Origin of the sequence: Streptomyces sp. NPDC002838 (assembly GCF_040295365.1) — a bacterium.
GTDB lineage: Bacteria > Actinomycetota > Actinomycetes > Streptomycetales > Streptomycetaceae > Streptomyces.
Genome location: NZ_JBEOVF010000037.1, coordinates 97,025 through 111,549, shown reverse-complemented (window position 1 = coordinate 111,549; position 14,525 = coordinate 97,025). Strand labels below are relative to the sequence as shown.

General features: G+C 67.4%; 12 protein-coding genes and 1 pseudogene. 9 read left to right on the top strand and 4 right to left on the bottom strand.

Going from position 1 to position 14,525, the window contains the following annotated elements; translation table 11 throughout:
• Window positions 1–250: 250 nt before the first annotated feature.
• Window positions 251–664: a pyridoxamine 5'-phosphate oxidase family protein gene (locus ABT063_RS36110; protein WP_351064425.1), complete on the bottom strand. Its 414-nt coding sequence runs from the start codon at window positions 662–664 to the stop codon at window positions 251–253.
• Window positions 665–775: 111 nt separating this feature from the next.
• On the opposite strand from ABT063_RS36110, the gene clpB reads away from it, so the two are divergent.
• Window positions 776–3,397, top strand: a complete 2,622-nt coding sequence (gene clpB, locus ABT063_RS36105) for an ATP-dependent chaperone ClpB (protein ID WP_351064423.1) — start codon at window positions 776–778, stop codon at window positions 3,395–3,397.
• A gap of 194 nt (window positions 3,398–3,591) precedes the next feature.
• Window positions 3,592–4,119, top strand: coding sequence for a YbjN domain-containing protein (locus ABT063_RS36100; protein WP_351064421.1), 528 nt, complete (start codon window positions 3,592–3,594; stop codon window positions 4,117–4,119).
• Between the two features lie 31 nt (window positions 4,120–4,150).
• Here ABT063_RS36100 and ABT063_RS36095 read toward each other — a convergent pair whose 3' ends face one another.
• Together ABT063_RS36095 and ABT063_RS36090 are read right to left on the bottom strand one after the other, a co-directional pair.
• On the bottom strand, window positions 4,151–4,537 hold the full coding sequence (locus tag ABT063_RS36095; protein WP_351064420.1) for a hypothetical protein: 387 nt from the start codon (window positions 4,535–4,537) through the stop codon (window positions 4,151–4,153).
• Window positions 4,524–4,949 (bottom strand): HAD-IA family hydrolase, encoded by a 426-nt coding sequence (locus ABT063_RS36090; RefSeq protein WP_351064419.1) that lies wholly within the window; start codon window positions 4,947–4,949, stop codon window positions 4,524–4,526. Before ABT063_RS36090 ends, ABT063_RS36095 begins: the two co-directional genes overlap by 14 nt.
• Before the next feature lie 8 nt (window positions 4,950–4,957).
• Between ABT063_RS36090 and ABT063_RS36085 the strand changes: the two genes are divergently transcribed.
• The 4 genes from ABT063_RS36085 to ABT063_RS36070 all read left to right on the top strand — a co-directional run bounded on the left by ABT063_RS36085 (window position 4,958) and on the right by ABT063_RS36070 (window position 10,007).
• Complete coding sequence (locus ABT063_RS36085; protein ID WP_351064417.1) at window positions 4,958–5,224, top strand: hypothetical protein; 267 nt, start codon at window positions 4,958–4,960, stop codon at window positions 5,222–5,224.
• 779 nt (window positions 5,225–6,003) lie between these two features.
• On the top strand, window positions 6,004–8,958 hold the full coding sequence (locus tag ABT063_RS36080) for a CHAT domain-containing protein (RefSeq protein WP_351064415.1): 2,955 nt from the start codon (window positions 6,004–6,006) through the stop codon (window positions 8,956–8,958).
• 27 nt (window positions 8,959–8,985) lie between these two features.
• Window positions 8,986–9,324 (top strand): CU044_2847 family protein, encoded by a 339-nt coding sequence (locus tag ABT063_RS36075; protein WP_351064413.1) that lies wholly within the window; start codon window positions 8,986–8,988, stop codon window positions 9,322–9,324.
• Between the two features lie 335 nt (window positions 9,325–9,659).
• Window positions 9,660–10,007, top strand: a complete 348-nt coding sequence (locus ABT063_RS36070) for a DUF1330 domain-containing protein (protein WP_351064411.1) — start codon at window positions 9,660–9,662, stop codon at window positions 10,005–10,007.
• 24 nt (window positions 10,008–10,031) lie between these two features.
• On the opposite strand, the pseudogene ABT063_RS36065 reads toward ABT063_RS36070, so the two are convergent.
• Window positions 10,032–10,469, bottom strand: a pseudogene (locus ABT063_RS36065) (aminotransferase class I/II-fold pyridoxal phosphate-dependent enzyme); the annotation flags it as partial.
• A gap of 173 nt (window positions 10,470–10,642) precedes the next feature.
• Here ABT063_RS36065 and ABT063_RS36060 point away from each other — a divergent pair.
• The 3 genes from ABT063_RS36060 (at window position 10,643) to ABT063_RS36050 (ending at window position 14,480) form a co-directional block, all read left to right on the top strand.
• Window positions 10,643–11,197, top strand: a complete 555-nt coding sequence (locus ABT063_RS36060; protein ID WP_351064409.1) for a Uma2 family endonuclease — start codon at window positions 10,643–10,645, stop codon at window positions 11,195–11,197.
• 322 nt (window positions 11,198–11,519) lie between these two features.
• Window positions 11,520–13,613: a hypothetical protein gene (locus ABT063_RS36055; RefSeq protein WP_351064407.1), complete on the top strand. Its 2,094-nt coding sequence runs from the start codon at window positions 11,520–11,522 to the stop codon at window positions 13,611–13,613.
• A 120-nt stretch (window positions 13,614–13,733) separates the two neighbouring features.
• On the top strand, window positions 13,734–14,480 hold the full coding sequence (locus ABT063_RS36050; RefSeq protein ID WP_351064405.1) for a UPF0158 family protein: 747 nt from the start codon (window positions 13,734–13,736) through the stop codon (window positions 14,478–14,480).
• Window positions 14,481–14,525: the final 45 nt, after the last annotated feature.

The following is a 14,525-nucleotide window of genomic DNA, read 5'->3' as shown; positions in this document are numbered from 1 at the left end:
CCCACACCCCCCCCCCCCCCTCCCCGCCCCGACACCCCCGTCGTAACCCATCCCCCCGGCGCTACCCCCCGCCCCGGCGACCCCGTGACCTGAACACGGTGACGCCGCTGCAGTTTTGCGGGACATTTCCGGGTACGGGGTGAATCTGGCAGTGGCTGAAAGCTGTCGATCACGAGAGTTTTTTTACCGGCCGATACCGACCGTCCATGCGTTTTTCTGCGCGCCACCCCAGCCCCACCCATCGCCGCCCTCAGCCCCGCCCCATCGCCCGCGTCAAGTGGATCTCGATCACCACCCGGGACGGGTTCGGCGCGGGCGTGCGTTCGTAGCGTTCCGCATATCTGCGTACCGCCTCCGCGATGCGCTCCGGCTCGGTCCGGACGAAGGCGCGGCCCTCCAGCGTCGCCCACCGCCGCCCGGCCACCTGGCACACCGCCACCCGGGCGCCCTCCGGTCCGGCGGCCAGTACATGCCCCACCTTCGCGCTGGTCTTGTTCGCTATCACCCGAGCAAGGCGCGCCTGAGGGTCGTATGTCACTCCGACGGGCACCACGTGCGGGCTGCCGTCCGGGCGCGGGGTCGTCAGCGTGCACAGGTGGCGTTCGCGCCAGAAGCTGAGGTAGGGCGCGTCGGGAGCGCCGGGATCCTGAGGGTATGCGGTCATGGGCCCGGAATTTAGCCGCCTCCCGGCTCCCACACTTCATCTTGAGTGGAATAGACTCAACTTTGTGTACGTTCATTGGGTCACGGCTGACGCAAGGAGGAGAAAGCGAACGTGGACGCCGAGCTGACCAACAGGAGCCGGGACGCGATCAACACGGCCGGCAACCGCGCCGTGTCCGAAGGGCACCCGGATCTCACCCCCGCCCACCTGCTCCTCGCTCTGCTCCAGGGGCAGGACAACGAGAACATCATCGACCTGCTGATCGCGGTCGACGCCGACCAGGCGGCCGTACGCGCCGGGGCGGAGAAGGTTCTCGCCGGTCTGCCCAGCGTGACCGGGTCCACCGTCGCGCCCCCGCAGCCCAACCGCGAGCTGCTCGCCGTCATCGCCGAAGCGCAGGCGAAGGCGCAGGAGCTGGGGGACGAGTACCTGTCCACCGAGCACCTGCTCATCGGCATCGCCGCCAAGGGGGGCGCGGCCGGTGAGGTGCTGTCCGGGCAGGGGGCGAGCGCGAAGAAGCTGCTGGAGGCGTTCCAGAAGGCGCGCGGCGGGCGCCGGGTGACCACCGCCGACCCCGAGGGCCAGTACAAGGCCCTGGAGAAGTTCGGCACCGACTTCACGGCCGCCGCGCGGGAGGGCAAGCTGGACCCGGTCATCGGCCGGGACCAGGAGATCCGCCGGGTCGTGCAGGTGCTGTCCCGCCGTACGAAGAACAACCCCGTCCTCATCGGCGAGCCCGGCGTCGGCAAGACCGCCGTCGTGGAGGGGCTCGCCCAGCGGATCGTCAAGGGTGACGTGCCCGAGTCGCTGAAGAACAAGCGGCTGGTCGCGCTCGACATCGGCGCGATGGTCGCGGGCGCCAAGTACCGGGGTGAGTTCGAGGAGCGCCTGAAGACCGTCCTCGCCGAGATCAAGGACTCCGACGGGCAGATCATCACCTTCATCGACGAGCTGCACACGGTCGTCGGCGCGGGCGCCGGCGGCGACTCGGCGATGGACGCGGGCAACATGCTCAAGCCCATGCTCGCCCGCGGTGAGCTGCGCATGGTCGGTGCCACGACCCTGGACGAGTACCGGGAACGGATCGAGAAGGACCCGGCGCTGGAGCGGCGCTTCCAGCAGGTGATGGTCGCCGAGCCGACCGTCGAGGACACGATCGCGATCCTGCGCGGGCTCAAGGGCCGGTACGAGGCCCACCACAAGGTGCAGATCGCCGACAGCGCGCTGGTGGCCGCGGCGACGCTCTCCGACCGCTACATCACCTCCCGCTTCCTGCCCGACAAGGCCATCGACCTCGTCGACGAGGCCGCTTCGCGGTTGCGCATGGAGATCGACTCCTCCCCGGTGGAGATCGACGAACTCCAGCGTGCCGTCGACCGGTTGAAGATGGAGGAGCTGGCGCTGGAGAAGGAGACCGACCCGGCCTCCCGCGAGCGCCTGGAGAAGCTGCGCCGCGACCTCGCCGACAAGGAGGAGGAGCTGCGCGGCCTGACCGCCCGCTGGGAGAAGGAGAAGCAGTCCCTCAACCGCGTCGGTGAGCTGAAGGAGAAGCTCGACGAACTGCGCGGCCAGGCCGAACGAGCCCAGCGCGACGGCGACTTCGACACGGCGTCCAAGCTGCTCTACGGCGAGATCCCCGCCCTGGAACGGGACCTGGAGGAAGCCTCGGCCGCCGAGGAGGAGGTCGCCAAGGACACCATGGTCAAGGAGGAGGTCGGCTCCGACGACATCGCGGACGTCGTCGCCGCCTGGACCGGCATCCCGGCCGGCCGCCTCCTGGAGGGCGAGACGCAGAAACTGCTGCGCATGGAGGAGGAGCTGGGCAAGCGTCTGATCGGCCAGACGGAGGCCGTGCAGGCGGTCTCGGACGCGGTACGGCGCACGCGCGCCGGCATCGCCGACCCGGACCGCCCGACGGGCTCCTTCCTCTTCCTCGGCCCCACCGGCGTCGGCAAGACCGAGCTCGCCAAGGCGCTCGCCGACTTCCTCTTCGACGACGAGCGGGCGATGGTCCGCATCGACATGTCGGAGTACAGCGAGAAGCACAGCGTGGCCCGCCTGGTCGGCGCCCCGCCCGGCTACGTCGGCTACGAGGAGGGCGGCCAGCTGACGGAGGCGGTGCGGCGCAGGCCGTACAGCGTGGTGCTCCTTGACGAGGTGGAGAAGGCCCACCCGGAGGTCTTCGACATCCTCCTCCAGGTGCTGGACGACGGCCGGCTGACGGACGGTCAGGGCCGCACGGTCGACTTCCGCAACGCGATCCTGGTGCTGACGTCGAACCTGGGCAGCCAGTTCCTGGTCGACCCGATGACGAGTGAGGCGGAGAAGAAGGAGCAGGTACTGGAGGTGGTCCGGGCCTCCTTCAAGCCGGAGTTCCTCAACCGCCTCGACGACCTGGTGGTCTTCTCGGCCCTCACGAAGGACGAGCTGACCCGCATCGCCCGCCTCCAGATCAACCGCCTGGCCAAGCGCCTCGCCGAACGCCGCCTCACCCTGGAGGTCACCGAGGAGGCCCTGGCCTGGCTCGCGACCGAGGGCATGGACCCGGCGTACGGCGCCCGGCCGCTCCGCCGCCTCGTCCAGACCGCCATCGGCGACCGCCTCGCCAAGGAGATCCTCTCGGGCGAGATCAAGGACGGCGACACGGTCCGGGTGGACGATTTCGGGGACGGACTGATCGTGGGGCCGGCTACTGGCACGGCGACCGGCACGGCGACGGGGAAGACGCTGTAGGTCTGCCGGACACCGGGGGCGGGCTCAGGCCCGCCCCTGGTACCCGCCGTACCCGCCGTACCCGCCGTACCCGCCGTACGGGCTGCCCCGGTGACCGGATCGAGTCAGCCGAGGGCTGACAGACCCGCCTGGGGTTGCCACCCCCCTCCCCGCATGGGGGAGGATGGCGGGATCCGTACGAAGGGAAAATCACGGTGAGCATCGACCCGTCCTCGATTCCGAACTTCGGGGGCCAGCCCGAGCCGCAGCCCCAAGGACCGGCGGGCCCCGTCGTCCCGGATCAGGATCTCGTGAAGCAGCTCCTCGACCAGATGGAGCTCAAGTACGTCGTCGACGACGAGGGTGACCTCGCGGCGCCGTGGGAGCAGTTCCGTACGTATTTCATGTTCCGTGGCGAGGGTGACCAGCAGGTCTTCTCGGTGCGGACGTTCTACGACCGCCCCCACAAGATCGACGAGAAGCCGCTGCTGCTGGAGTCCATCGACGATTGGAACCGGCGGACCCTGTGGCCCAAGGTCTACAGCCACACCCACGACGACGGCACGGTCCGCCTGATCGGCGAGGCGCAGATGCTGATCGGCACCGGCGTGAGCCTTGAGCACTTCGTCTCCTCGACGGTCAGCTGGGTGCGGGCCGCGATCGAGTTCGACAAGTGGCTCGTCGAGCAGCTCGGCCTCGAGCAGGAGGTAAACGAAGCGGAGAAGCCCGAGGACGAGGAGTAGGCCTTCTTCTCTTGAAGAGGCGCGTCCGCGATCACGACGGCGTACGCGTCCTAACGAACCCGAGCCCGGCCAGGGCGCCGGCCACCACGGCCGCGTGCTTGGGCCGGGCTCTGGCCGTACGGGCCGGGTGGCCGGCCGGTGGGGGCGTGATGCTCGTCCACAGGCTGTGGGTAACTTTTCCGTGCCTGGGGAGGACCTCGTACGCCGCTGCGCGCACGGGCGCCGCGACCGGGAACCCGTTGGGCGGGGCCGGGCCCGCCGCCGCGGCCAGTGGCGCCCGCCCGCAGCCGATGCATAACGCCAGGTCGCTGTGGACGACGTCCGGCTGGTCCAGGGGTCGCGGTGGGTACGGCGACCTCGACGTGCGGGCGGCGGCGGACAGCTGCTCGTGCCGGGAGGGGACGTCATGCGGGCTCACGGTCACGGAGGAGGGAATCCAGGAGCGCCGCAGTGGCCGCAGGGTCCGTCGTATGGTGCACCGTCCGGATACCCAAGGCCTCGGCCGGAGGCAGATTCCGCGCGTGGTCGTCCACGAACACGCACTCCGGTCCGCTCAGGTCCAGCGCCTCCAGGGCCCGCCGGTAGATGAGCGGCGACGGCTTGCGCACGCCCTCCAGCTCCGACAGCACGACCGCGTCGAAGAAGTCATGATGCCTTGCGATGCCAACGGATGCGCCCTCTGGTTGGCTGCCCGTCCCGCTCGCCTGGCCCTCGGCGGGGTGAGCGCATGAGCTATGACCGAGACGCTTTTCCCACGCCGCCTCCGGGGCTTCGGCTGCTGCCGTGGCAGACCGAGGCCGGCAAACCGTGCTTCCTGTCCACGGGTGCACCCGGAGGCATGCTGTCTCGACTTGCGGACGAGATCGAGGCGGACCAACTCCGGGACGGTGCCGTCGTCCTCAAGGGTGTGCGGGCCGTCCTGGACGATCGCAAGGCCGGGGAGTATGCGCTACGGCGCGCACTGCGAGCGGCCGTACAGGCGCTCGGCGATGTGCTGCGCGTAGCCGACAGTCGGGGCGCCCGGCTGCCCGGGTCGGACCACGACGCAATATACGACCAGGACGACGGCGACGACGGCCTGCCACTCGTTGAGGCGTGCGGATAGCCCGGGCAACGGATCGCGCGTGGTCATTACTGGGCCGAGGGGCCCGGAGACCGGTGCCGATACGACCACGCCCGTGCAGCGGCTCCAGCAGACCGGAAGCCGCAGGGACCAGGCGTCGCTGTCGGCGGAATGCGCGCTCGCACGGCGGCCGGAGTACCGAGGGCTGCACCAGGAGTGCCGCCAGGCCAAGCGTGCCCCTGCCTCACAGCGTGGGCCTGTTGCTGATGTCCCGCTGCACATGCCACTGCCACAGACAGAGTCAAGAGGGCGAGTGGTGAACGCCGGGACCCGGCCGCCGAGCTGTTCGACGGCAGGGTTCACCAACCGGCCTGGTACAACGTCCTGGAGGAGACCGGGGACGGCCATCAGCATTGCCCTACAGGTTGCGGCGAAGTCCGCTCGCCAGGGCCATAGCTGTCTTGCAGCGTAGCTGCGAGAGCGGATCGACGCATCGCGGGCAGAGAAGATCAACCGCCAGCCCTCCCCTACGCCTGTGGTGCAGCGGGCCGTTTCCCCGTCTGCCGCCTGCGGTTTTCGTCTCTCTGCCGTCGCTGGGGGACGCTTGGGGAAAGGAGGCCTGATCTTCGCCCACGGCACCGTATGACCGCCTGATTACACGACGAACAAGGGCCGTCAATGTTGACGATTCAATATCGGGTCGACGTGCAAACTCCTTGGCCTCGCCGCATCATGGAGGCGTAGGCGGACGACCGCTTTCCGTCATGATGGTTACTCTGCGCGATTTTACGGCCGTGTGGGTGTGCCAGGAACGGGGTGCGATGCCCACTGTCCTGGAACTGCAGATCTGCCAGCTTCACCCGGGGGAGTACGAGGTGCGGGTGGTGAAGGCCGCTGCTGGCGGGGAGCCGCGAGCTACGCTAAAACTCAACGTTGACGACTTGCTGGCGCAGCGCCCTGTACTAGAGGAAAAGGTAGTCTTCTCCGCCACTGCAACTCGTCGATTGGTGCCGCCGAATGAGCAGGCTGTACAACGTGTGGGACGCCAACTGTTCGACGCACTCTTCGGCGGGCCGGTCTCGGTAACCTACCGCGAGAGTCTTCGCGTGGCGAAAGAGCGACAGGAAAGCCTGCAAATAGTTTTGCGGCTGGATGATTCACCAGAGCTGACGCTCCTGCCCTGGGAGGCTCTATTCGACCCGCAGGCCGACTCCTATGTGTGCCGGCAGGAGCCGATGGTCAGACACCTTGAGGCTTCACACACGCCCAACCCCCTGCCCGTGCAGCCGCCGCTGCGGATCCTGGTAGTGATCGCTTCTCCAAACGATCTCCCCAAGCTGGACACCAACTCCGAATGCGGACACTTGAAGGAGGCGCTGACAGAGCAAGTCGAAGCCGGCCGGGTCGAGTTGGACTGGTTGCCAGACGCAACCTGGGCGAGTTTGCACACCCGTCTCCTCCATGGCCCGTGGCACATACTCCACTTCATTGGCCATGGTGATTACGACATTCTTTCCGAGGAGGGGCGGATTGTACTGGTCGGTGCGAGCCGTATTGCTGACAAGGTAGGAGCGTCTCGCCTGGCGGACCTTATCGGGGACGCTAAACCCGTGCCTCGGCTAATTGTGCTAAATACTTGTGCATCCGCTCAAGGAGGGGTTCGCGACAAATTCTCGAGCGTCGGAGCCTCCCTCGTTCGTCGCGGAATAAGCGCAGTGGCAGCAATGCAGTTTTCGGTCAGCGACCAGGCCTCAGTGTGCTTCGCTCAGGGGCTTTACAATGCACTGGCGCGGGGTCGTCGAGTCGACGATGCCGTCCGGAGTGGACGAATATCCATGCTTGGCGTCAACCAGTCTTCTTTGGAGTGGATCACTCCTGTGTTGTACGTTCGAGGCGAGGCAAACCTTCTGTTTAACTTGACCGCCCAGCCGCAGCCGCCGGGAGGCGCCCAACACAACGCTAGACTGCGCCGGGTTTACACCAAGGCCAGTGAAGAACTGCGGATAGGCCACCTTGGCAAGGCCATCGAGTTGCTTGACGACTTGCTCCTTTTCGACCCGGACAATAGCGACGCCATTAAGTTGCGTGATCAGGCGGCCAGGCAGGAGCAGCTCATCAAGATCTATGATCGAGCAGCAGAGGCTGAGGAATCTGAAGACTGGTCCGCCGCGATCGACTGCTATGAACAGATCATGCAGGGGGACCCGGATTACCGGGATACCGCCTCTCGACGCGACTTCTGCCGCGACCGTCAGCACATCGCCCACCTCCAGGAGGAACTGCGCTCCCACGCGAGCGAAGGGAGATGGCAGGCCGTACTCGAGGTCAGTGAAGCAGTTGACCAACTGGACCCGGCTGCCGCCGACCCCGACGGACTGGTCACGCGCGCTCGCCAAGAAGTGGCAAAAGAACAGCGCACAGCGTATCTAGAAAGCCTGTACGCCCGGGCTCGTGCGGCTGAACGCTCCGAAGACTGGTCCGCTGCGATCGACTGCTATGAACAGATCATGCAGGGGGACCCGGATTACCGGGATACCGCCTCTCGACGCTACCGCTGCCGCGACCGTCAGCACATCGCCCACCTCCAAGAGAAACTGCGAAGCCACGCGAGCGAAGGGCAATGGCAGACCGTACTAAAAGTCAGTGAAGAGCTTGACCAGTTGGTCCCCGGTGCCGCCGACCGCGACGGACTGGTCACGCGCGCTCGCCAAGAAGTGGCAAAAGAACAGCGCACAGCGTATCTAGAAAGCCTGTACGCCCGGGCTCGTGCGGCTGAACGCTCCGAAGACTGGTCCGCTGCGATCGGCTGCTATGAACAGATCATGCAGGGGGACCCGGATTACCGGGATACCGTCACTCGACGCGATTTCTGCCGCGACCGCCAGCACATCGCCCGGTCAACCTCGAGCGGTCGCGATTCATCGCTTATCTTCGTAATAAATACCCTCGGCATCGCCGCCCCTTGCGGTGCTATAGCGTGGGGATCAAGTGGTCAGTCCCTAGCCGTCGACATTTGGGCTGATGCACGGATTCGCGTTTACGACATGTCCGGTGTTGAGCGGTTGAACATCAAGACAGGAAAGAAGGGGGCTCCTTACATTGCGGCGTTCAGTCCGGACGGCACGCGTCTCGTCAGCAAAAGCAGAAAAGGCGCCACAATATGGAACGCCTATACAGGCGAGAAACTTCTTCACGTACCGGCCGGGAACGAAGTGGCCGCAGCCGCTTTCAAACCGGATGGCACATGTCTCGCCACTGGATCTTACGACTTGGCTTGCATCTGGGATGCTGAGACCGCCGAGAAAATTTTCTGGGCTGAGCAGCGGTCCGTACAAGCAGTGGCCTTCAGCCCGGACGGTAACCGCTTGATCGTGGCTGATCAACGCGGGCTACATGTGTGGCAAGTGGATACTGGCCTAAAAATATTTGAAGATCGCCGAGGTTTTTTGAAATCAGTGGCGTATAGCCCAGATGGGAAACGCGCCGCTGCAGGCAGCAGTACTGATAGCAAAGCCTACCTTTGGAACCCAGGTCAGGTCCACGAACTGGCTCACGATGCACCTGTCACATCTGTGGCATTCAGCCCGGATGGTACCCAGCTCGCCACTGGTAGCGAAGATGGAATAGTGCGCAACTGGGATGCAACCAACGCGCGTATGATCTGCAAAATACTTCATGATGGTCCTGTTCTTTCGTTGGCATTCAGTCCAGACGGCACCCGTCTAGCAACCGGCACTCGACGCGCCGTCACGGTGTGGACATTTCGATATATCTAGCGGTCTCCCCGAAAAAGGAGGACAGCCATGGGGCGGCTTGTTGAATTCCCTGCCGAGGATGGCAGCACCGTACTCGTCGAGGTCAGCGACCAATCGACTGGAGTGGTGACGCGCGGAATTTATGGACCCAACATCTCCGAACGCGCTCAACGCACCTTTGAGGATGCTATATACCGCGTGCAACCCGCCATCCATGCGGTAGTCTCCCATATTCAATCCGCAGCGCAGTCTCCCAACGAGGTACAAGTCGAGTTCGGACTGAACCTGCATGCCGCGGCAGGCGCGTTTATTGCTGCAGCGAGCGCCACTGCCAATTTCACTGTCACACTCACCTGGTACCGGAACGAGCCGCGGCCCGCCGAATAACTCGTTTCTGCGAGGCAGCCTTCGAGCAGAGCGGGGCGGTACTGGACCTTGCGGAGACGAACGGCGTACCGCGAGGATCAAGCCCTGCCAGCGGCTACGACAACCCGAGTTCAAGCTCAGTAAGCAAGATCTGCAGCCGTTTCCGCGGGTCAGGCACCGTGAGTGGCCGTTACGCGACGTCCACCGGTTCTGTCTGCTCCCGGCACTCGAGGCACAGGGCGGCGACCGCGCCCTCGATCTCGCCCTCGAGTCGATTACCTGCCAGGTCATCGCCCCCGGCGCAGCCGGATGCCACGATCATCCGCGTACGGAGCCCGACCGACCGGAAGGACGCCATGCCCGCCTACGTCATAGCTCACCTGCAAGAGGCCGCCCCGCACCCGGAGATCGCCGAGTACATCGAGCGCATCCCTGCCACCTTCGAGCCGTACGGCGGCCGCTTCCTCGTGCACGCCGCACAGCACGAGGTGAAGGAAGGCAGCTGGCCCGGGCACGTCGTGGTGATCGGCTTCCCCGGGATCGCCGAGGCGCGGGCCTGGTGGGACTCACCCGCCTACCAGGAGATCGCACCGCTGCGCTCACGTCACATCGAGGGCGACATCATCCTGGTCGAAGGCGTCCCCGAGGATTACGACCCGACCGCCACCGCGAAGGCCATGCGGGAGGCCCTGCCGGCCGAGTAAGCCCCGGGCTCGGGCGTCAGTACGTCAGGGAGCGAGCCGCTTGAGGCGGGCCACCGCCTCGTCCAGGACGTTCAGCTGCTTGCAGAACGCGAAGCGTACGAACGGCGCGCCCGCCTCCCGATGGTCGTAGAAGACCGCGTTGGGAATGGCGACCACCCCGGCCCGTTCCGGCAGCGCGCGGCAGAAGGCGAAGCCGTCCGTTTCGCCGAGGGGGCGGATGTCGGTGGTGATGAAGTAGGTGCCCGCCGGGCGGAAGACCTCGAAGCCCGCCTCCGCGAGGCCCGCCGCCAGCAGGTCCCGCTTGGCCAGCATGTCCTCGCGGAACGCGGTGAAGTAGGTGTCGGGGAGGGAGAGGGCTTCGGCGACGGCGTACTGGAACGGGCCCGACGACACGTACGTCAGGTACTGCTTCGCCGAGCGCACGGCCGCGACCAGCCCGGGAGCCGCCGTCGCCCATGCGACTCCTCGTTGGCCTACCTATTCCTATGTCGTGCGACAGGCCCCGCTGCGGATCTCCGGCACCGGCGGCGAGCGGGCCGCACAACCTGTCCGGACCGGTCTGCCGGCCGTACCGACGGGCTCGGTGACGCGGCACTGTCCGTCGTATCCTGACCACACACGGGAAGGAGCCGTCCATGAGCGTCGACGCGATCGTGCACACCGAGTTCCCCAAGGGGTACACGGTCCTGTTCGGGGCCGACGGAAAGGTGATCATGACCCCGCAGAGCGAAGAGCACTCCAGCACCATCAGGTCGATGCAGATCGACTCCGCTCTCGCCCTCGGCCGTCACGCGAAGGTCACCTCCGACGTCTACATCGACTTCCCCGCCGACGAGAACTCCGCCCCCGACCTCGCGATCCTGCGCGAGGACGCACGCAAGGAAGGCAAGCGCTACAGCTTCGAGGACGTCCTGCTGATCTCCGAGGTCGTCTCGACCTCTTCCGCACGCAAGGACTACGACGACTGCACCGCGAAGTATGGCCGCTACGGAATCCCGATCTACCTGATCGTGGACCCCTACGCCCAGGAAGTCGTCCTTCACACCCAGCCGACCGCCACCGGTTACATCGCCGCACACACCCACAAGTACGGCACGGGCAAGCTCCCCATCCCCCTGGCCGACGGTCGCACCTTCACCCTCGACCTCGACGAACTCCCGCGCCCGGAGCCCGAGGCGGACGCCCGCTGACGAGGGACTCCCCGCTGGCCAGGCCCGTGTCGTTGGCACCGTTGTCTTCGGACGTGGTCGTTCCTGGTCGGGGCAGCCGGCTGGGATGGCCTGGCCTTTCGTCGATTGGGATCGGCCAGGGGGGCGTGCCGTTCTGTGCAGTGAGTCCTTGTGACGAAGTCCGGTTCACCGCAAGGAGGTTCGAAGCCGCGTTTGCTGCGGGTGACAACCACCACGTACTGCTCTGAGGTAGCGGGCCGCTCGTCCTCGGCCGAGTTGCCGGCCCCGGTTCGGCGATAGCGTGGCACGGCAACGACTGCTGCAGACAGGTGGACGAGATTTCATGCGGATGCGGTTCGAACCCGAGGCCGAGGAGGAGTCCGAGGCGGCGTGCGGGCTGTTGGTCGACCGCGTGGTTCGGTGGGCCGGGGAGCAGGGACTGCCGGTGGACGGATTCACTGCCGAGGCGGCCCTGGACTACCGACACCGGGCGACTGCCGACGGCCGGCTGGGGCTGTGGGAGCCGCGCCATGTGGAGGAACTGCTGCTCTCCTGGCTTCCCGAGCAGGTCACGGAGCTTCCCGGGGAGGAACGCGCCGACGCCCCGGGCACACTGCGCACGCTACTGCGCTATCTGCACGCCGCGCAGTTGGCGGACCCGCGCGGCCCCTCACTCCAGGATTCCCTCGCCGTGGTCGACAGGGTCACGGAACAGCATCTGGCGGCGATGACGGACCGCACTCGCTGGGGATTGGCGAAGTTCTGGGCGATGACGGCCGCGGAGCAGGGCGTGGACGTCCAGGACGGGGCAGCGTTGCAGCGCTTCGCGGACCGGGCGCAGCGCGGGGAGGTCTTCTACGATCAGCAGGCTCTCGCTGCGATCATGGAACGGCGGCTGACCGGCCGTTCGCTGTCCGGCGTGGCCCGGGCCGAGCCGCAACTGCCCGTGATGCTTCCCCCGGACGACGAACTGCGCCGACGGGCCGAGGCGTCGACGACCGTGGCGCAGTTGCGCGGACTCGCCGGATGGGCGGGGCAGGGCGGCCGCCCGGTGACGGCGACGGGGCGGCTGCGGATGGTGGAGGCCCGCGAGCTGGTGGACGGACTCGGCACCGGCGACAGGATTGAGGGGGTGCGCTCTTCGGCCGACCTGCCGCGGCTGGGACTGCTGGTGGAGTGGGCGAAGAAGGCGCGCCTGGTCCGGGTGGTCAAGGGGCGTCTGTATGCGGTGGCCAAGGCCCGGCCGGTGCTGGCCGACCCGCTTCGGCTGTGGCTGCGCGCCTTCGACGCGTGCTTCGAGCTGCGGCAGGCCCTGATCGGGGCACGCAGCGGCTGGCACGTCGAGTCGATGCTCTTCGACGTCTACGAGCACATCCTGGACGACGTGCTGAACACGCTCTACAGCCTGCCGTACCCGATGCCCTGGCCGCGGCTGCGCGACACGGTACACCTGGCCTATCGGACCTCCTTCCAGCTCGACGCCGGGTTGGACCTTCAGCACCGGATGTGGTTCGAGCACGCCGACCGGGACCTGCGCGCGGTGCTCGACCTGCTGGACGACCTGGGCGCGATCGAGCGTGACCGTGGGATGGCCGATCCGGTGTTCCTCGACATCGACCTCTCCGATGCCGGTCCCGAGCTGCTCGCGGACATGCCGGCGGAGCTCGCGGAGCTGCTGGGCGTCGCGGGGGCGGCAACGGACCCGGTGGCGCGGGAGCGTGCCGATGCCCGGCGAGAGGAGCTGACCGCCGGGCCGGTCGAGCTCATCCGTCTCACCGAGCTCGGTACCCGGGCCGTACGACAGCGGTTGCTGGAGGCCGGCAGGGACGCACCGTTGGTCGGTGAACTGGCCCAGGCGTCGGCGGCCGGCCTGCTGGGGGTGCTGGCCGAGGACTACGACCCGGACGCCGCCCGCACGGAGCTGGCTGGCTGGATCACGGCCCGCGGCGAGCGGGAAGGTGCCCTGCGGCAACTGACCGACGCCGTAAGGACCATGACCTTCCGCACGCGTGCGCAGACGATGCTCGACGTGCTGCTGACGGCGTTGCCGGACGGCGAGGGCGAGCGGCTGCTGTGCACGCTGCGGCGAGACACACAGCTGGCGCCGCTGGCGCTGAACGCGCTGGCGCACCGTGAGTTGCTGTCCCCAGAGGACATGAGCGATGCAGAGTCTCTGCTGGTGCTCGCCGAGAGCCTGCTTCAGCTCGTGGAGTTGGCGGGCAGCGGGGACGGCGCCGAGGAGACGCTGCGCGCCCAGGGCCTCCAGGCCAGGGACGCGGTTGCCGCCGCGTTGGACTCCGCGCACCCGGACCGGGCCGGACTCGACGAGCTCAGGCAGCTGGCGGCCCGGGCACTGGGTACCCACGGCGCCCGCCTCGGCCGCGCCCGGAAGGCTCGGCGCTCCTCAGGCACGAGCGGCCGCAAGCGGCGCCGCTGACCGGGCAACACCGCCTGGCCCCCAGGCGCCGGGTGCGCTGGCACTGGCACGGAGCCGGGCGGAGGGAAACCGATGGGTCCCGGCGTCGTACGTCCTCGGGGGCGCGTTACCGTCGGGGTCGTGGCTGAGGGATGGGACGAGGACGGGCTGCGGGCCCTGCGTGGCGCGCTCCACGCGCAGGACGGCGTGGCGCTGCTTGCCGCGTTGCACCGTGGCCCCGTGCGCGAGGTGCTGCAACTGGCCGGCGATGGTGTGAGGGTGGCCGCGGCGCAGGGCCTGCCGGGGGCTGCGGAGATGGCGGCCTTGTTTCTCGGCGCGCTCCAGGAGCGCGGCTTCCGGGGCGATGAGGAGCTGGCGGACCGGTTGCGCGCGGCCACGGGAGACGCGGCGAGCCCCCTCCTGCGCCCGCTCGCGGTCGATCTGGAGATGCTCGCCATGCTGCTGGAGGGCGACCCGACCGAGTCCGGTGGCCGGATCGATCTGTCCACCGGGGAGTGCTGGCCTGCGTTCACCGATGAGCTGGGGCCTGGGCCCGAGGCCGAGGAGGACGACGATCCCGAGCGATGGCTGTACGCGCCGGCTCTGGGGTCCCGGGCCGGTTACCGGGACATGGAGCTGTTCATCGAAGAGGTCGAGGACGCCGCCCTTGCCGACAGGCTGCGGATCGCCATCGGTGGGCGGGGCGCCTTCCGGCGCTTCAAGGACGTCCTCGCTGGTGACGAGCGCTCCTGGAGCCGGTACCACCGGTTCCGCGATGAGCGACAGCGCGGCCGGGCCCGCGCCTGGCTGGCAGAGGAGGGCTACTGCCCGCACATCACCTTCTTCGTAGAGCCCAGCTCGGGTTCGCATCCTTCGGGGCCGGTATGACTCTTTGCTGCCCCTGTCCTGCATGATCCGGGGGCGCTGTCACCG